The following is an 18,264-nucleotide window of genomic DNA, read 5'->3' as shown; positions in this document are numbered from 1 at the left end:
CGATATGTGGTCACAACTTTTGCGCTCCGTTGGGTCATAACACGGTGGCTGTCGATGGAATATTGGCATCTTCCGAGGTTTTAGCCTGATACGGAGATAAGCTCATGATTTTCAATGTGCAAAATTTTGGCGCCAAAGGAGATGGCATCACTGACGACACGGCGGCGATACAAAGCGCGATCGATGCAGCGGCCTCCGCAGGCGGGGGGCAGGTGTATATACCGACCGGAACTTATATCGTTTCGGGTGGCGAGGAACCCTCCGACGGTTGCCTGATGCTCAAGAGCAACGTCTACCTGTACGGCGACGGCATGGGCAAATCCACCGTCAAGGTGGCTGACGGCTCCGACACCAAGATCACGGGTGTCATCCGCTCGGCCTATGGCGAGGAAACCCACGACTTCGGCGTCAGCAACCTCACCATCGACGGTAATCGCGACCACACCACCGGCAAGATCGACGGATGGTTCAACGGCTACATTCCCGGCGTAGAAGGCCACGACTCCAACGTCACCCTCGACAGCGTCGAGATCAAGGATTGCTCCGGGTACGGTTTCGACCCCCACGAGCAGACCGTCAACATGGTCATCAAGAACAGCGTGTCTCACGGCAATGGCCTGGACGGCTTCGTTGCTGACTTCCTCAGCGACAGCACCTTCGAAAACAACGTCGCCTACGACAATGACCGCCACGGTTTCAACGTCGTCACCAGTACCCACGACTTCACCCTCACCAACAACGTTGCCTACAACAATGGCGGCAATGGCATCGTCGTGCAGCGCGGTAGCGAGAACATCCCCTCCCCCAGCAACATCACCATCACCGGTGGCGAGGTGTACGGCAACGGCGCCGAAGGGGTGCTGATCAAGCTGTCCAGCGACGTGACCGTCAGCGGCGTCGATATCCACGACAACACCAGCGCCGGGATCCGCATCTACGGCAGCAACCACGTCGAGATCATCGACAACACGCTCAACAACAACTCCCTGGGCAACCCCGTACCGGAAATCATCATCCAGTCCTACGACGATACCCTCGGCGTGTCCGGCAAGTACTTCAACGGCAGCGACAACACCATCCAGGGCAACATCATCAGCGGCAGCAACCTGTCGACCTACGGTGTTGCAGAGCGCAATGAAGACGGCACCGATCGCAACGCCATCATCGGCAACACCATCAGTCACACCAGTAATGGTGCCACGCTGATCTATGGTGACGGCAGCTACGTCAGCGCCACGGTGCCGATGACCACCGTGCAAGGCACGGCTGGCAACGACACCCTGCTGGGCAGCGCCGCCAGCGAGATTTTCTACGGCGGTGCCGGCAACGACACCATCAATGGCGGGGCCGGTGGCGACATTCTGGTGGGTGGCGCAGGCATCGACAAACTCACCGGCGGTACTGGCGCCGATACCTTCCGTTTCGTCGCTCAGTCCGACAGTTACCGCAACGCAACCGCAAGCTTCGATGACACCATCACCGACTTCGACGTCACCCAGGACAAGATCGACCTCGCCGGCCTCGGCTTCACGGGCCTGGGCAACGGCCGTGGCGGCACCTTGCAGGTCAGCTACAGCGCCAGCAACGACCGCACCTACCTCAAGGACTACGATGCCGACGCCAGCGGCAATCGCTTCGAGTTGGTTCTCTCGGGCAACCTCGCCAGCACCCTGACCGCCAGCAACTTCATTTTCAATCGGGTGGTCACCGGCACCAGCGGCAGCGACTCGCTGCTGGGTAGCGATTCGGCCGACACCCTGCTCGGCCTCGCGGGTAACGACAGCCTCAATGGCGGCGCGGGCGACGACAGGCTCGACGGCGGTGCCGGTATGGACACCCTCACCGGCGGCGCCGGGGCGGACACCTTCGTGTTCTCCAACCGTCTGGACAGTTATCGCAACTACAACACCGGCGGCGCCAACCTTGGCGACCTGATCACCGACTTCGATATCACTGCCGACAAGATCGACCTCTCGGCCATGGGTTTCACCGGCTTGGGGGACGGCAAAAACAACACTGTGTACCTAGTACTCAACAGTGCCGGAACCAAGACTTACATCAAGTCCCTGACCGCCGACGCCAATGGCAACCGGTTCGAAGTGGCGCTGGACGGCAATTACCTCAACAAGCTGACCAGCGCCAATTTCGTCTTTGCCACTTCGCCAACGGTCAATCATGCGCCGGTGCTGGCAACGGCGTTGCTGGATCAGAACGCGACCGAAAACACCTCGTTCAGCTACGTGGTGCCGGCCACCAGCTTCACCGATCCGGATCATGACAGCCTCAGCTACACCGCGACCCTGGCCGATGGCAGCGCCCTGCCCGCGTGGCTGAGTTTCAACGTCACCAACCTGACGTTCACCGGCACACCGACCAGCACCGCGTCCGGCAATTACAACGTGCTGGTCAAAGCCACGGACCCGGCCGGTGCATCGGTCAGCGATAGCTTCGCGTTGGTAGTGGCCGATGCGCCTGCCAACACCATCACCGGCACCAACAATGCCGAAACCCTCAATGGCACGGCGGGCGCAGACCTGATCCTCGGCCTCGGTGGCAACGACACAATCAAGGCCGGCACCGGCGCGGACATCGTCGACGGCGGCGCCGGACGCGATTCGCTGTACGGCGGCGACGGTGCCGACGCCTTCCGCTATACCAACGTACTCGACAGCTACCGCGACTACGACACCGGCGGTGTCACGGCCACCGACACGATTTATGACTTCACCGCGGGCGTCGACAAGATCGATGTTTCGGGCCTGGGCTTTATCGGCCTCGGCGATGGCAGCAATGGCACGTTGTACATCACCCTCAACGCGGCCGGCGACAAGACCTACATCAAGTCCGCCGAAGCGGATGCCGATGGCAATCGTTTTGAAATCGCCCTCAACGGCAACTACCTCAACACCCTGACCGCCAGCGACTTCGTGTTCGGCGAGCGCGCCCAGCAGGACATCCTCTACGTGCCCACCCTCGGCCAATCCAATGCGCGCCTGCTGCGCATGACAGAGGACGACAATCAGTCCGGCACCTCGATGCTGGTCAACGACCTGGACCGCTACACCCCCTATGACGTGCGCAGCCAGTTCACCGATGCCGATGGCAACGGCATCGATATCGCGGTGGGCGGCAGCACGGTCACCGGCCTGTCGACGCTCAGCGCCGAGGAACTCAAGTTGTGCTGGTGGCTGACCGACACCAACCAACCCGGGGCTGCGCTGTTGCGCGCCGTGACGCTGCTCCGGGACCAGCTCACCGAACTGCAATCGATCAATAACGTCACCATGGGCATCATTTGGGGTCAGGGCGAGGAAGCCGCCCAGGAGATCGCCCGCGCCACGGACAAACCAGCGGCGGCAGCGGCCTACAAGGCTGCGACCTTGAAGGTGTTTGATTACCTGCATGCCCAGCTCGGCAACTTCAGCGTGTACATGATGGAAACCGGTCACTACGAGCAGGACGCGGCGCGTACCCGTGGTTATTCAGAAGACAAGATTGCCTCCATCGTCGAGGGGGTTGGCTATGTCCGCGCCGCCCAGGAAGCCATCGCCGCCGAGCGCGCCGACGTCCAGCTGGCGGTGGACTACACCGACCTCCCCTTGCGCCACGATGTCGATCCACTGGCGTATCCCGACGACGTCTGGCACCTGCACGAGGAGTCGGCGGAGATCGTCGGCCAGCGCCTGGCCGACTACATTGCCAATGACCTTGGCTTCCAGGGCAACCCCAACGACAACAACAGCGTGCAGGACATTTTCGACAACGCTCAGAACATGATTTCCGGTACCAGCCAGGCGGATACCCTGGTGGGCAGTTCGGGCAACGACAAACTGGATGGCGGCCTGGGCGCGGACACCATGACCGGTGGTGATGGCAACGACGTCTATGTGGTCGATAACGCGTCCGACCGCGTGGTGGAAACCAACACCTCGACCTCGCAGATCGATACGGTGCTGGCCTCGGTCAGCTGGACCCTGGGCGCCAATCTCGAGAACCTGGTGCTCACCGGCGTGTCGGCCATCAACGGCACCGGCAATGAGCGGCATAACTTCATCACCGGCAATGCCGCCAATAACGTGCTCGATGGTGCCGCGGGGGACGACAGCATGAGCGGCGGCGATGGCAACGACACCTACTATGTCGACAACGCCGACGACATCGTGATCGAGACCAACAGCAATGCAGTGGCTGGAGGAATCGACAGCGTGCACAGCAGACTGGCGGCCTACACCCTCGGCATCAACGTCGAGCGTCTGTATATCGATAGCACTGGCGCCGCCAATGGCACGGGTAACGCGTTGGACAACACGCTGTTCGCCGGTGCCGGCAACAACGTGCTGGACGGGCGCGATGGCATTGACACGGTGTCCTTTGAGCGCGCCCTGTCCGGCGTTACCGTAAACCTTTCGACGTCAGCGCAACAAAACACCGTGGGTTCCGGGCTCGACACCCTGAAATTCTTGGAAAACGTGACGGGAAGCGCCTACGCCGACAGTCTGTCGGGCAACAGCGCCGCGAACGTTCTGAACGGTGGTGCGGGCAACGACACGCTGGTGGGCGGTTCGGGCGATGACCGGCTGATCGGCGGTGCAGGCACCGACAACCTCACCGGTGGCACTGGCGCGGATACCTACGCGTTTGGTGCGCTGTCGGACATGGGCGTCGGGGCTTTGCGCGATGTGATCAGCGGTTTCAAGACCACCGAGGGTGATCATCTGGATCTTACCGGCCTGGATGCCAACCCGCTGACCCCCACTGTCGACGCCTTCACGTTCATCGGCAGCAACGCCTTCGACCCCACCAACGCCACCGGCCAAGTGCGATTTGCCGATGGCATTCTCCAAGGCAGTGTCAACGCCGACGCCACCCCCGAGTTCGAGTTCGAACTGGTGGGCGTCAAGGAGCTGCACGCCAGCGACTTTACAGCCTGACCTCATGTGGGAGCGAGCCTGCTCGCGAAGACGGCGGTACATCCAGCATGGAGGCTGATTGATCCACCGCTATCGCGAGCAGGCTCACTCCCACATGTCATTCCTCTTTGAAGGCCGCAAGCAAGCGTTCACGCAAAGGTTTCATCAGGTAATTCATCAAGGTGCGTTCCCCCGTCACCACCGTGACATCGGCGAGCATGCCGGGGCGCACCAGCAGGCCGGCGGCCTGCAGCGAGGCGACGGTGTCGGCGGGAATTTCGACCTTGGCGGAAAAGTACGGCTGGTGCGTCTGTTCATTGATCAACTGGTCCGCCGACACCGTAGTCACCGTGCCGGTAATCGTCGGCGTATCCACCCGTTGCAGCGCGGTGAAATGCACATGCACCGGCAGACCCGGGCGCAACTTATTGGCCATCAACGGCTCGAAACGCGCGGTGATCGCCATCGGCGCATCCAGCGGCACCACCTGCATCAGGGTTTGGCCGGCCTGCGCAACGCCCCCGACCGTATGAATGTTCACGTCCATGACCTGCCCGGACACCGGCGCACGGATCGCACCGTTGTCGACTTCAAACTGCAAGGCACGAATCTGATCGGCATAACCTGCCGCCTCGGCAGAGACCTCGCTGAGCTGGGTTTCGGCATCGCGGCGAAATTCCTGCTGCGCCTGCAAGGCCTTGAGCCGGCTTTCATTGATCGCCTGTCGGGTCCTGCCAACATCGCCCACCCCGGAGGAAATCTGCCCGGCCAACTGGGCTGCGTTGCGTTCGGCCTCGAAGAGTTTGTTGCGCGGAATGTAGCCTTCACGGGCCAATTCACGCAGGCCTTCCAGCTCTTGTTGCTGGAAGCGCATCTGCGTGTCGTAGTTGCGCTTGACGCCTTCGTAGCCGAGCAATTGCTGCTGCAATGCCGCGGCTTCGTGTTCGATGATCTGCAAGCGGCTGCCCAGTTCTGCGCGGCGGGTCATAAACAACTGGCTCTGCAAGGCCATGGAAGCCTTGACCCGCGGCTCGTCGGTGCGTTCCAGCAGATCAGCGGGCCATTGGATCTCGGCTGAGCCCAGGCGCTCGGCAATCAACCGCGCCTCGACGCTGCGATCGTTGAGCAACTTGCCCAGGGTCACGTCCCGTTGCGACTGCGCCTGCACCGTATTGAGCTGCACCAGCAACTGCCCCTGGGTGACGCGGTCGCCATCGCTGACCAACAGCTTTTCCACCACCCCGCCGACCAACGACTGCACAGCCTTGCGTTCGCCCGCCACCACCACGGTGCCGCTGCCCACGACACCCTGGTCGAGCGGCGCCAGGCAGGCCCAGAGCAGGAAACCGCCCAGCGTCAGGACCAGGAAACCGACACCATAGCGTGCAGCCCCCCCGGCATCGGTACTGGCGGGCAGCGTTGTGGCGCCGCGCACGCTCGGCCCCTGCTCGCTGTACGTTTGTGCCCCAGGGGTCAGATCACGCATCTTCGCCAGTCTCCCTGACCGCGGCCGGTCTTGGCCCCGGCATCAATGCCTTGATTACCTGATCCCGTGGACCAAATGCTTGTTGAGTGCCGTCCTTGAGTACCAGGATGTAATCGACCACCGCCAGCACATTAGGCCGATGGGTAATCAGCACCACGGTGCTGCCAGCAGCCTTGAGCGCACTGATGGCCTGCACCAGTGCCAACTCTCCGGCTTCATCGAGGTTGGAGTTGGGCTCATCGAGCACAATCAGTGACGGGCGTCCGTAGAGCGCGCGAGCCAGGCCGAGGCGTTGCTTTTGTCCACCGGACAAGCCAAGCCCGCCGGGACCCAGCGGCGTGTCGTAACCCTTGGGGAACCTCAGGATTATCTCGTGAATGCCGGCGTGACGCCCGGCGGCGATGATCTGGTCGGCGTCCTGCTCGCCGAAGCGGGCAATGTTGTCGGCCACACTGCCGTCGAACAGCTCGATGTCCTGCGGCAGGTATCCAAGGTGCGGGCCGAGGGCGTCGTGGGACCATTGACTGATCTCGGCGTCGTCAAGGCGCACCGAGCCACCCATGGCCGGCCATACGCCGACCAGCGCCCTGGCCAGCGTTGATTTACCACTGGCGCTGGGGCCGACGACGGCGAGCACATCCCCTTTGGCCAGGCTGAAATTGATGCCCCGCAGGATCGGTTGCGAGGCGCCGGGCGGGCCGACATACAACTGCTCCAGGCGCACCGCGCCGGTGGGCGGTGGCAAAGGCATGCGCAGGCGCTCGCGCGGATGCTGGGCAAGCAGTTGGCTCAGGCGCTGGTAGCTCTGGCGGCCGGAGTTGAATTGCTTCCACGAGCCAATGGCGATTTCCACGGGAGCCAGGGCACGCCCCAGCAGCAGCGACATCGCAATCATCATGCCTGCCGACAATTGGCCTTCAAGCACCAGCAACGCCCCCAGGCCCAAGGCCAGAGACTGTCCGGAGATGCGCACGAAACGGGTCATCGAAGTGATACGCGCGCCACGGTCGCTGGCATGGGCCTGGGCGGCAATGATGCGTTGCTGCAGCAGGCTCCAACGCTGGCGCAACGGCCCGAGCATGCCGAGGGCCTGGATGACTTCGGCATTGTGTAACGTGCTGTTTACATAGATCGACGACTGCACGCCCAGGCGATTGGCTTCGCCCAGACGCGCTCGAGTCGCCAACTCGCCCCACAGCGCCAGGCCGATCAGCACCAGGGCCAGAACCAGAGTCAGCACGCCGAACCAGGGATGAAAGATGAACGCCACCAGCAGGAAGATTGGCAACCACGGCGCATCGAGCAAGGCAATCAGGCCCTGGCCGGTGATCAACTGCCGCAGCGTCGCCAGATCGGTGAGCACCTGCGCCGGGTTGGCGTTGTGCTCGCGCAGGCTGCGGGCGAAGGCAGCGTCGAAAATCCGCTCGCCCAATGCGTCGTCCAGCCCCGCGCTCATGCGAATCATCACCTCGCCGCGTGCCCACTCGATCAAGGCGCTGAACATGAACAGTCCCAGGGCGATCAAGGTGAGCATGAACAAGGTGGTTTCGTTGCGGCTGCTGAGGACCCGGTCGTACACCTGCATCATGTAGAGCGACGGCACCAGCACCAGCAGGTTGATCACCCCACTGAACAGCGCCAGCGACCAGAACACTCGGCGATAGCTTAATAAAGCGGCATCAATGTCATGACGCGGATCGAGAAGCAAACCCATAGAGTGTCGCCCGCAAAAGGAAAAGTCGGTCCAGGACGCAATCCATCGCGAGTTTTTTTTGCCCCAAGGCATTGGAGAAAACACTAAACGTAGCCGGATACGCCGCTAATCAGAGACGATCCTCGTCGCTTCAGGCGCCAATTACTGACCACGCATCCACGGGTTAGTGCCGGTTCGACGGGCTGGGTTTGCATGTGGGTGACGGGCGGGAATGTTGCATTCCCCATTACGCACAAACAAAAACGCCGCTCAAAGAGCGGCGTTTTTGCGTATGGAGCGGGAAACTCGGTTCAACTGTCTGTTGCGAGTCTCAAGCGTTTCAGCTCCACGGACGATCTCCATTCTCGTCCTTGATGCGGGTCGGCAGGCCCATCACATCCAGTGCCTTGAGGAACGGCTCAGCCGGCAACTCCTCGACGTTGGCCATGCGCTGCACGTCCCACTCGCCGCGGGCGACCAGCAGGGCTGCTGCCACGGGCGGCACGCCTGCGGTATAGGAAATGCCCTGGCTGTCAGTTTCCGCGTAAGCGTCTTCATGATCAGCCACGTTGTAGATGAACACCTCGCGCGGCTGTCCATCCTTGGTGCCCTTGACCAGATCGCCGATGCAGGTCTTGCCGGTGTAGCCGGGCGCCAGCGAGCTCGGATCAGGCAGCACGGCCTTGACCACTTTCAGCGGCACGACTTCCAGGCCCTCGGCGGTCTTGACCGGTTGCTCGGAGAGCAGGCCGAGGTTCCTGAGCACGGTGAACACATTGATGTAGTGCTCGCCGAAGCTCATCCAGAAACGCACGTTGGGCACGTCGAGGTTCTTCGACAGCGAGTGCACTTCATCGTGGCCGGTCAGGTACAGGTTCTGCGCGCCTACGACCGGCAGGTCATCGGTGCGTTTGACTTCGAACATCGTGTTGCTGGTCCACTGACTGTTCTGCCAGCTCCACACTTGTCCGGTGAATTCGCGGAAGTTGATTTCCGGGTCGAAATTGGTGGCGAAATACTTGCCATGGGAACCGGCGTTGACGTCGAGAATGTCGATCGAATCAATGCGGTCGAAATACTGTTGTTGCGCCAGTGCTGCATAGGCGTTGACCACACCCGGGTCGAAGCCCACGCCGAGAATGGCGGTAATGTTCTTCTCTTTGCACTCTTCGAGGTGATTCCACTCGTAGTTGCCATACCAGGGCGGCGTCTCGCAGATTTTGCCCGGCTCTTCGTGAATGGCGGTGTCCAGATAGGCCACGCCGGTATCGATGCAGGCGCGCAGCACCGACATGTTGAGGAAGGCGGAACCGACGTTGATGACGATCTGCGATCCGGTTTCGCGGATCAGCGCCTTGGTCGCTTCGACATCCATGGCGTTCAGCGAGAAGGCCTGGATTTCGGCGGGCACTTTGAGGCTGCCCTTGGCCTTGACGCTGTCGATGATGGCCTGGCACTTGGAGATGTTGCGCGACGCGATAGCAATACGACCGAGTTCATCGTTGTGCTGCGCGCACTTGTGGGCCACCACCTTGGCGACACCTCCTGCACCAATGATAAGCACGTTCTTCTTCAATTTTTCTCTCTCTCCTTCTCTGCCAGCTTACGAAAGGCTGGACATGTAGTCGTTGTAACCAAACTCACGAACCACCTCGACTGTACCGTCGAGTTGTTTCACTACGATGGACGGCATTTTCAGGCCGTTGAACCAGTTCTTCTTGACCATGGTGTAACCCGCTGCGTCGATGAACGACAGCCGATCCCCGATCGCCAGCGGACGATCAAATTGATACTCACCGAAAATGTCTCCGGCCAGGCAGGATTTGCCGCACACCATGTACGTGTGCTCGCCATCGCTAGGCGCCAGCTTGGCATTCAGGCGATAGATCAACAGATCGAGCATATGCGCTTCGATGGAGCTGTCCACAACCGCCAGGTGCTTGCCGTTGTAGAGGGTGTCGAGCACGGTGACTTCCAGCGACGCGCTCTGCGTGATGGCCGCTTCGCCTGGTTCCAGGTAGACCTGCACGCCGTATTTCTGCGAGAAGGCCTTGAGGCGCGCGCAGAACTCGTCGATCGCATAGCCTTCGCCAGTGAAGTGGATACCGCCACCGAGGCTGACCCACTCGACCTTGTGCAACAAGTCGCCGAAGCGTTCTTCGATGGTGCACAGCATCTGGTCGAACAGGCCGAAATCACCGTTCTCGCAGTTGTTGTGGAACATGAAGCCAGAGATCTGATCGATGACCTGCTCGATCTTCACCGGGTCCCATTCGCCCAGACGGCTGAACGGACGCGCCGGATCGGCTAGCAGGTAATCCGAGCTGCTCACCTGCGGATTGACCCGCAGACCGCGCACCTTGCCTGCTGAAGCTTCAGTGTAGCGTTGCAACTGGCCGATGGAGTTGAAGATGATCTTGTCGCAGTTTTCGAGCATCTCCTCGATCTCGTCGTCGGCCCAGGCCACGCTGTAGGCATGGGTCTCGCCAGCGAACTTCTGTCGACCGAGCTTGAGCTCGTAGAGCGACGACGACGTGGTGCCGTCCATGTATTGCTGCATCAGGTCGAACACCGACCAGGTGGCGAAGCACTTGAGTGCCAGGAGCGCCTTGGCCCCGGATTGTTCGCGCACATAGGCGATCTTCTGCATGTTCGCCAGCAGCTTTTGTTTATCGATGAGGTAGTACGGCGTTTTGATCATTTCGAGGCGCCTCCGGCAAGGCCAGCCAAAAAAGGATGCGCATTGTGCCTTCACTCGCTGCATATCGAAAGAGCAGGAAGCGCTCTCCACGCGAAACGTGACTCAATTTTAGTCCCAGGCCCCGTCACATCGCCGCGCTACTGATCCCGCCACAGATTCGCTACTATGTTTGACCGTTAGCTTTACCGTCAGCTTTCCTTAATCTGGAGCCCGAATGCCTAATCAAAAGGACATCGCCGCCGAAAGCGGCGCACCGATGATTCCTGAACAGCGCCGTGAATTGATGCTGCGACAATTGCGCAAGCATCAGGTGCTGAGCGTGCATCAGTTGATGGAAATGTTCGACTGTTCGCACATGACCATACGTCGCGATATCGCGCTGCTGGAGCAGGAAGGTCGTGCTTATTCGGTAACGGGTGGGGTGCGGATCGCCAGCCAGCTCCACAGTGAGCCCAGCCATCAGTTCAAGGCGGTGGTCGAGTTGCCACAGAAGCAGTCCATGGCCAAGCTCGCCGCCCGGCTACTGCATGCGGATATGACGATTTACCTGGATGCGGGAACCAGCACACTGGAAATCGTCCCCTACATCAAGGCGCTGTCCGGCATGACCGTGGTGACTAACGACTTCGGCATTGTCCAGGCGTTGATCGACGCCCCCCATGTCACGGTGATTCATACCGGCGGGCAGCTGGACCACTCCAATCAATCGTGCGTGGGCGGCCTGGCGGTGGCCACCTTGCGCCAGGTCGTCACCGACATCGCGTTCATATCGACCAGCTCATGGGATTTGCGTCGCGGCCTCACCACGCCTTCGGCGCTGAAGGTGGAGGTGAAACAAGCCGCGATGCAATCGGCCTCGCAAGTGGTGCTGGTGGCCAGCAGCTCGAAATACGGCACATTCAGCATGTACAAGATTGCCGGGCTGGAGCAGTTCGACATTATCCTCAGCGACGATGCATTGACCCCGGCCGCGGCCGATGGCATTCGCAAACAGGGAGTCGAACTGTTGTTGCCGTCTGATAGCAACGCGTAGAGCGTTAGCGCGCCTTCCAGTCACGCAGCCACTGCAAGCCGGCCGATGTGTTACCACGCGGCCGGTATTCGCACCCTACCCAGCCGTCATAACCCAACTGGTCGATCAACTCGAACAGATAGGGATAGTTAACTTCTCCCAGGTCCGGCTCATGTCGATCCGGCACGCCGGCGATCTGGATATGGCCGATTCCATCGAAATCCCGACGCAGTTTGGTGGCCAGGTCGCCCTCGACGATTTGGCAGTGATAACAGTCGAACTGAACCTTCAGGTTACTGGCGCCCACTTCCTTGCAGATGGCCTGGGCCTGGTCCTGCCGGTTGAGGAAAAAGCCCGGCATGTCTCGTGTATTGATCGGTTCCAGCAGCACCGTGATACCGACCTTGGCCGCCTGGGCGGTGGCATAGGCCAGGTTTTCCAGATAAATGGCGTGATGCCGTGCCCGATCACTTTCGGACGGCAGCAGGCCGGCCATCACATGGATGCGTGAGTTACCCAGCACCGAGGCGTATTCCAGCGCGCGATCGAAACCGCTACGAAATTCACTCTCACGGCCCGGCAACGACACCGTGCCCCGCTCCCCCGCCGCCCAATCACCGGGCGGCGCGTTGAACAGTGCCTGCACCAGGCCGTTGTCGCTCAAGCGTTGCTTGAGTTCTTCAGCGCTGTAGTCGTAGGGGAACAGATACTCCACCGCCTCGAAACCATCGGCGGCCGCGGCGGCGAAGCGATCCAGAAACGCATGTTCCGGGTAGAGCATGCTGAGGTTGGCAGCAAAACGAGGCATGGTAGCTCCTGAGATTAAGAGTTAGACAAACGGCCAGATCAGCAGGGTAATACAGAAACCCAAAGTGCCGAGCAAGGTGGTCAATACCGTCCAGGTGCGCAAGCCGTCGGCCACGCTCAGTCCGGACAGCTTGGTGAAGATCCAGTAACCGGCGTCATTGATATGGGACATGGCCAACCCGCCACCGCCCATGGCCAGGCACAGCAGCGCCATGTGGTTCGGGGTGAGATTGAGGGTCGCAATCAGCGGGCTGATGATGCCGGCAGTGGTCACCAGCGCCACCGTCGTCGAGCCCTGCACCGCGCGCAACAGCAGGGTCAGCAGAAAGCCCAGCGCCAGCACCGGCAGACCGGTGGTGCGCAGCATATCGGAGACCACGGCGCCGATTCCGGTATCCACCAGCACCTTGCCAAACACCCCGCCGGCACCGGCAATCAGGATCACCATGGCCACGCCGGGCAAGGCCGAACCGATCACGTCGGACACCTGAGTCCGGCTCCAGCCCCGACGCGAACCCAGCAACCAGGCACACAACAAAGTGTCGAGCAGCAGCGCCACCAGCGGCGCGCCGAGCACGGTCATGATGCCGCGCAGGGTCGATTCGGCAGGCAGCAACGAGGTGGACAGCGTTCCCAGCAGGATCAGAATAATCGGCAACACAATCAGGCTGACGATCAGACCAAACCCCGGAGGGGGTGCCGGCGGCAACTTGGAAACGATGCTGCTGGTGGACTCTTCCAGGCCCATGTGCGACACGGCCACAGCCGCTCGCTCAGCGCTCTTGCCGTTGCCATTGGACCAGGCGGCCAGATCCTCGTTGGTGACATGCGGGCCATAGACTTCGGCACGAATATCGTCGGTCATCGGGTACACCCGACGGGTCATGCGCCCGGCCACGCGGTAGCCGACATAGCAAAGGAACGCAGTCAGCGGCAGGCCGAACATCAGCACGCGACCCAGGTCGGCGCCCAACTGGCTGGCAGCGGCCACCGCACCCGGGTGTGGCGGCAGAAAGGCGTGTACGGTCAACAACGCAGCGCACATCGGCAGCGCAAACACCAACAGCGGCTTACGCGCACTGCGCGCAATGCCATAGGCCAATGGCATCAGGATGATCACGCCGACCTCGAAGAACACCGGCACCCCGACCATGAACCCGGCAATCGTCAGTGCCAGCGGTGTGCGTCGGTTGCCGAAACGAGTGATCAGGGTCTTGGCCAGCGCCTCGGCACCGCCGGAGAGCTCGATGATCCGCCCGATCATCGCGCCCAGGGCAATAATGATCGCGATATGACCCAGGGTCTTGCCCATGCCGCCTTCGATGGTCGCCACCAGATCGGCCGGTTTCACCCCGGCCACCAGCGCCACCAGAATGCTCACCAGCATCAACGCTACGAAGGGCTGGAACTTGTACTTGAGCACCAGGAACAACAACAGCGCGATGCCCACCCCTGCGGTAATCATCAGGACTAAAGGGCTCATTTCAGAACCCCTCCACGCCGGGTAAACGAAACGGTTCTGCCACTGAATCTGAAGTGAGTCATGCTTGGATTTCCTGTTGTTATTGTTTTTTCAGGCAAGCCGGGTCCATCGAGAGTCGCTGCGCGCCTCATGTACAGGGCCTGCTGTATCGATTTGTGGTGTTAAGCCAGCGCTTTACCAGGTCGCGCCGAAGGTCTCTCGCAACTCGTCCAAAGCCGCCTGGTCGAGAGGTTCCGGTTTGGGATGGCTCATCAGCCAGAGCCGCGCGGTTTCCTCGAGTTCCTCCAGAGCGTAACTGGCCCTGGAGACCGAACTCTCCCAGACGACCGGGCCAAGCCGTTCGAGCATCACGCCGCGAACACTATTGGCCAGCTGCGCGACTTGCTCGGCAACCTTCGGCGAACCGGGCCGCTGGTAGCCAATCAGCGGGATATGCCCGACTTTCATCACCTGATACGGCGTCAGCGGCGGCAGGATGTCGTCCGCCTGCCAGACACCGGCCAACGTCAACGCCACCAGATGGGTGGAGTGGGTATGCACCACGCCGCCGACATTCGGGTTGCGGTCGTAGACTTGGCGATGCAGCGCCAGGGTCTTTGAAGGCCTGTCACCGGACACCCATTCGCCGGCCAGGTTGACCTTGGCGATGGTCGCCGGATCGAGGCGCCCGAGGCAGACATCGGTCGGTGTGATCAACCAGCCGTCGTCCAGGCGCGCGCTGATATTGCCGGCGCTGCCGACGGTGTAACCGCGCTGGTACAAGCTGCGGCCGACCTCGCAGATTTCTTCGCGCAGGGCGTTTTCGTTACTCATCGCGCATCTCCGGCCTGGGCGAGTTGGTTCAAGGCTTTGCTAAAGAAGTCGCGGCCACCGAAGTTGCCCGATTTGAGCGCCAACGCCAAAGGTTCGTCAGTACTGCTGACGGTCGCCGGCACACCCGGATCGATCTGCGCGCCGATCTGCAGCAGCTGTACGCCCAACGCCTGAACCACAGCGCCCGAGGTTTCTCCGCCGGCGATCACGAAACGGCGCACGCCGCTCTGGCGCAGACCTTCAGCAATTTCGCCAAAGGCGTTTTCCACCAGGCTTCCAGCCTGCTCGACACCCAGTTGCTGTTGCACCGACTTGACCTCATCCGGTGAGCTGGTGGCGTAGATCAAAACGGTTTGATCGTTATCACGGGCGAAGGTCAAGGCTTGCGCCACCACCGGTTCACCCGCAGCCAGGGCCAACGGATCAATCCGCAAGGCCGGCCGCCCGGCTTCGAGCCAGGCTGCCACTTGTCCATTGGTGGCGATCGACGCACTGCCGGCCAACACCACTTCCCCGCCGAACACCGCCGGGAGCTTCGAGGCATCGAGGTCGCGCAGCTTGCCGGCGCGACGGAAATTTTCCGGCAAACCCAGGGCCAGCCCCGAACCACCCGTCAACAACGGCAGATCGGCACAGGCGGTACCGAGGGTGTACAAATCGCTATCCGACAGGGCATCAGCGATGGCCATGCCGACACCTTGAGCCCTCAGCTCTGCGATTCGCGCACGCACCTGCTCAGTGCCGCGGGCAATGGTGTCGTAGCGCAACAGACCGACATTCAGACCGGTCTGCGATTGCAGGACCCGAACCAGGTTGGCATCGGTCATCGGCGTCAGCGGGTGATGCTGCATGCCCGACTCGCTGAGCAGTTGATCCTGCACAAACAAGTGGCCGCGAAAGATCGTCCGGCCATTCTCCGGGAACGCCGGACAAGCCAGGGTGAAGTCGCTGTCCAGCGCGGCCAGCAGCGCTTCGCTGACCTGACCGATATTGCCGGCCGCGGTGGAGTCGAACGTCGAGCAGTATTTGAAAAAGATCTGCTCGCAGCCTTGTTCGCGCAGCCAGGCCAGTGCGGCGAGGGACTGTTCGACCGCGTCGGCGACAGAAATGGTGCGCGACTTCAGGGCAATGACGATCGCATCGGCATCAAGCCCGGCAGCTACGTCTGCGCTCGGGATTCCGATGCTTTGCACGGTACGCATTCCGCCGCGTACCAGCATGTTGGCAAGGTCCGTGGCACCGGTGAAATCATCGGCGATGCAGCCCAGCAGCGGGCGTGCGGTGGAGATAGTCATGGGGTGTTCCTCAAACGGGCTCGGGCTTCAAACGGACTGGGGCTTGGCAGTCGGCAATTCGATGCCCGGGAAAATCTTGATCACCGCCGAATCGTCTTCACGACCGAAGCCGGCACTGGACGCCTGCATGAACATCTGGTGAGCGGTGGCCGACAGCGGCAGCGGGAATTTGCTGGCCCGGGCGGTATCCAGCACCAGGCCCAGGTCCTTGACGAAAATATCCACCGCGGACAACGGTGTGTAGTCAGCCTTGAGAATGTGCGGTACGCGGTTTTCGAACATCCAGGAATTACCGGCGCTATGGGTGATCACCTCATAGAGTGCATCGGCATCGACCCCTTCACGCAGGCCCAGCGCCATGGCTTCGGCAGAGGCGGCAATATGCACCCCGGCGAGCAGCTGGTTGATGATTTTGACCTTCGACCCCAGGCCATGGACGTCACCCAGGCGATACACCTTGCCGGCCATGCCCGCCAGGATTGACTCAGCCTTGCTATAGGCGTCGGCCGGCCCCGACGTCATCATGGTCATCTCGCCAGCGGCAGCCTTGGCGGCGCCACCGGAAATCGGTGCATCCAGATACAGCAGGCCCAGCGCAGCCAGGCGCTGGCCCAGATCCACCGCGTAAGTCGGGGCTACGGTGGCGCAGCCAATCACCAGACTGCCCGGCCGCAGTGCGGCCACGGCACCACCCTCACCAAACAGTACGGTTTCGGTCTGCTCGGCGTTGACCACCACGGTCACTATCACGTCGCACTCAGCGGCCATGTGCGACGGCGAAGAGCAAGCCACACCGCCCTCCCCGGCAAACTGTTCAGTCACCGCAGCCCGCACATCACAGGCATGCACATTGAAACCGCTGCGCAACAACGAGCGAGCAATGCCCAGGCCCATCGCGCCCAGACCGACAACACCGACATTCTTGTTATTCATGGGGTACTCCAGTGGAAAGCAGCGACTGCTTGCGCGCCTGCAAGGCGCAGACATTGGCCGCGTTGTAGAGAGGGCTGCGGTAGACAGGATCAGCGCCGAGCGGAGGGGCGCTGTCATTCAGCACATGAGTCGGGATCTCATCGAACATCAAGGCCATCCTGTTTTTGTCGTGTTATCAGGTTGTCATACCGGCTGGTGAAGATCATCTACCAATGATCAGATTATGTGAAGTATTTTTTCAATCTAACATTTTTTAACATCGCTTCCGCCGCACCCTCCTACAACCCGGCTAACGCCGGGAGTGGCAAGTTTTGAGCACTGACTTACACTGCGATACACCCAATGCGAACGAATCAATGTTCAACAGATCGATAGGTTCCATGGCAATCCGGGGATCACGTAATCATCTGGGTGAAGCCAACATGAAAACGGTCACGACCCTTTTCACCTGTCTGCTCGCTGCCAGCGTTTGCGCGGCGACGAGCACCTGCGCGAATGCTGCGTCGTTCAAGACCAGCTTCGACTGCGCCACGGCAAGGGCATCCGTCGAAAAGCTTATCTGTCGCGATCCGCAACTGGCGCAGATGGATATCGAATTGACGCGTCTTTATCGCCTGGCGCTCACGGATGAACGTTCAGTACCGGGGCCAGACAAAGTCTTGATCGACCAGCAGTTCTGGATCGACTCCCGTAATCAGTGTGCGTCCACGTCTGAGCCCAAGGCGTGCACCATCCGAAGCTATGCCGAGCGCGCTCACCAGCTACGCCAAGGCTCGGCCATTGTGAGAACCAAGGATCCAGACAGGCTCACCGAAGGCCCCCTGGCTTTTCGTTGTACAGGGTTTAACGCGCTGATCGCCGCCACCTTCTTTAACACGCAGCCAGGTGTCGTGTACCTGAAATGGGCGAACACCTCGATCACCCTGAGCCAGGTGCCGAGTGATTCGGGAACCCAATACACTGGCAAGGATTCCCAGGGGAACTACCGCTTCTGGCAAGACGGCAACGGGGTGATTTTCCAGAAGCCAGGTTCAGCGGCGATGAGTTGTACGGCCGAGCCGGTCAGCTGATTGCTCTGGGGCAAGTCCGGAAGAGCGAGTATGTCGGTGGAGCAATCTCACACCCTGGAGG

At 61.0% G+C, this 18,264-nt stretch carries 13 protein-coding genes; 3 read left to right on the top strand and 10 right to left on the bottom strand.

Features of this window, described 5'->3' with window-relative positions:
• Positions 1-104: 104 nt before the first annotated feature.
• Positions 105-4,931: a M10 family metallopeptidase C-terminal domain-containing protein gene (locus tag AC3IUE_RS16280; protein ID WP_489262916.1), complete on the top strand. Its 4,827-nt coding sequence runs from the start codon at positions 105-107 to the stop codon at positions 4,929-4,931.
• 97 nt (positions 4,932-5,028) lie between these two features.
• On the opposite strand, the gene AC3IUE_RS16275 is transcribed toward AC3IUE_RS16280, so the two are convergent.
• From AC3IUE_RS16275 to nspC, 4 genes are all read right to left on the bottom strand, one after another.
• Positions 5,029-6,396 (bottom strand): HlyD family type I secretion periplasmic adaptor subunit, encoded by a 1,368-nt coding sequence (locus tag AC3IUE_RS16275; RefSeq protein WP_489262915.1) that lies wholly within the window; start codon positions 6,394-6,396, stop codon positions 5,029-5,031.
• A complete protein-coding gene (locus AC3IUE_RS16270; protein ID WP_489262914.1) occupies positions 6,389-8,110 on the bottom strand; it encodes a type I secretion system permease/ATPase in 1,722 nt (573 codons plus the stop codon). The genes AC3IUE_RS16275 and AC3IUE_RS16270 overlap by 8 nt, the downstream gene beginning before the upstream one ends.
• 319 nt (positions 8,111-8,429) lie before the next feature.
• The gene (locus tag AC3IUE_RS16265) at positions 8,430-9,665 is read right to left on the bottom strand and encodes a saccharopine dehydrogenase family protein (RefSeq protein WP_056742289.1); all 1,236 of its coding nucleotides are present in this window, start codon (positions 9,663-9,665) and stop codon (positions 8,430-8,432) included.
• A gap of 27 nt (positions 9,666-9,692) precedes the next feature.
• Complete coding sequence (gene nspC, locus AC3IUE_RS16260; RefSeq protein ID WP_489262913.1) at positions 9,693-10,790, bottom strand: carboxynorspermidine decarboxylase; 1,098 nt, start codon at positions 10,788-10,790, stop codon at positions 9,693-9,695.
• A gap of 214 nt (positions 10,791-11,004) precedes the next feature.
• Between nspC and AC3IUE_RS16255 the strand changes: the two genes are divergently transcribed.
• Complete coding sequence (locus AC3IUE_RS16255; protein WP_056742286.1) at positions 11,005-11,823, top strand: DeoR/GlpR family DNA-binding transcription regulator; 819 nt, start codon at positions 11,005-11,007, stop codon at positions 11,821-11,823.
• A 4-nt stretch (positions 11,824-11,827) separates the two neighbouring features.
• Here the strand turns inward: AC3IUE_RS16255 and otnI are convergent, their stop codons facing one another.
• The 6 genes from otnI to AC3IUE_RS16225 form a co-directional block, all read right to left on the bottom strand.
• Positions 11,828-12,610 (bottom strand): 2-oxo-tetronate isomerase, encoded by a 783-nt coding sequence (otnI, locus tag AC3IUE_RS16250; protein WP_489262912.1) that lies wholly within the window; start codon positions 12,608-12,610, stop codon positions 11,828-11,830.
• 21 nt (positions 12,611-12,631) lie between these two features.
• Entirely contained in the window at positions 12,632-14,092 is a 1,461-nt protein-coding gene (locus tag AC3IUE_RS16245) for a GntT/GntP/DsdX family permease (protein ID WP_489262911.1), read from the bottom strand.
• A 174-nt stretch (positions 14,093-14,266) separates the two neighbouring features.
• The gene (otnC, locus tag AC3IUE_RS16240) at positions 14,267-14,905 is read right to left on the bottom strand and encodes a 3-oxo-tetronate 4-phosphate decarboxylase (RefSeq protein WP_134421873.1); all 639 of its coding nucleotides are present in this window, start codon (positions 14,903-14,905) and stop codon (positions 14,267-14,269) included.
• Positions 14,902-16,200 carry a 3-oxo-tetronate kinase gene (gene otnK, locus AC3IUE_RS16235; protein WP_489262910.1) on the bottom strand — a complete coding sequence of 433 codons (1,299 nt, stop codon included), beginning with the start codon at positions 16,198-16,200 and terminating at the stop codon, positions 14,902-14,904. Before otnK ends, otnC begins: the two co-directional genes overlap by 4 nt.
• Positions 16,201-16,227: 27 nt before the next feature.
• Positions 16,228-17,133 carry an L-threonate dehydrogenase gene (gene ltnD / locus AC3IUE_RS16230; RefSeq protein ID WP_046049850.1) on the bottom strand — a complete coding sequence of 302 codons (906 nt, stop codon included), beginning with the start codon at positions 17,131-17,133 and terminating at the stop codon, positions 16,228-16,230.
• Complete coding sequence (locus AC3IUE_RS16225) at positions 17,126-17,281, bottom strand: hypothetical protein (RefSeq protein ID WP_489262909.1); 156 nt, start codon at positions 17,279-17,281, stop codon at positions 17,126-17,128. Before AC3IUE_RS16225 ends, ltnD begins: the two co-directional genes overlap by 8 nt.
• 274 nt (positions 17,282-17,555) lie before the next feature.
• On the opposite strand from AC3IUE_RS16225, the gene AC3IUE_RS16220 reads away from it, so the two are divergent.
• Entirely contained in the window at positions 17,556-18,203 is a 648-nt protein-coding gene (locus AC3IUE_RS16220; protein ID WP_489262908.1) for an MliC family protein, read from the top strand.
• The last annotated feature ends 61 nt before the right edge of the window (positions 18,204-18,264 follow it).

Source organism: Pseudomonas sp. GL_093, assembly GCF_057837605.1.
This window is presented reverse-complemented; position numbering and strand designations above follow the sequence as displayed.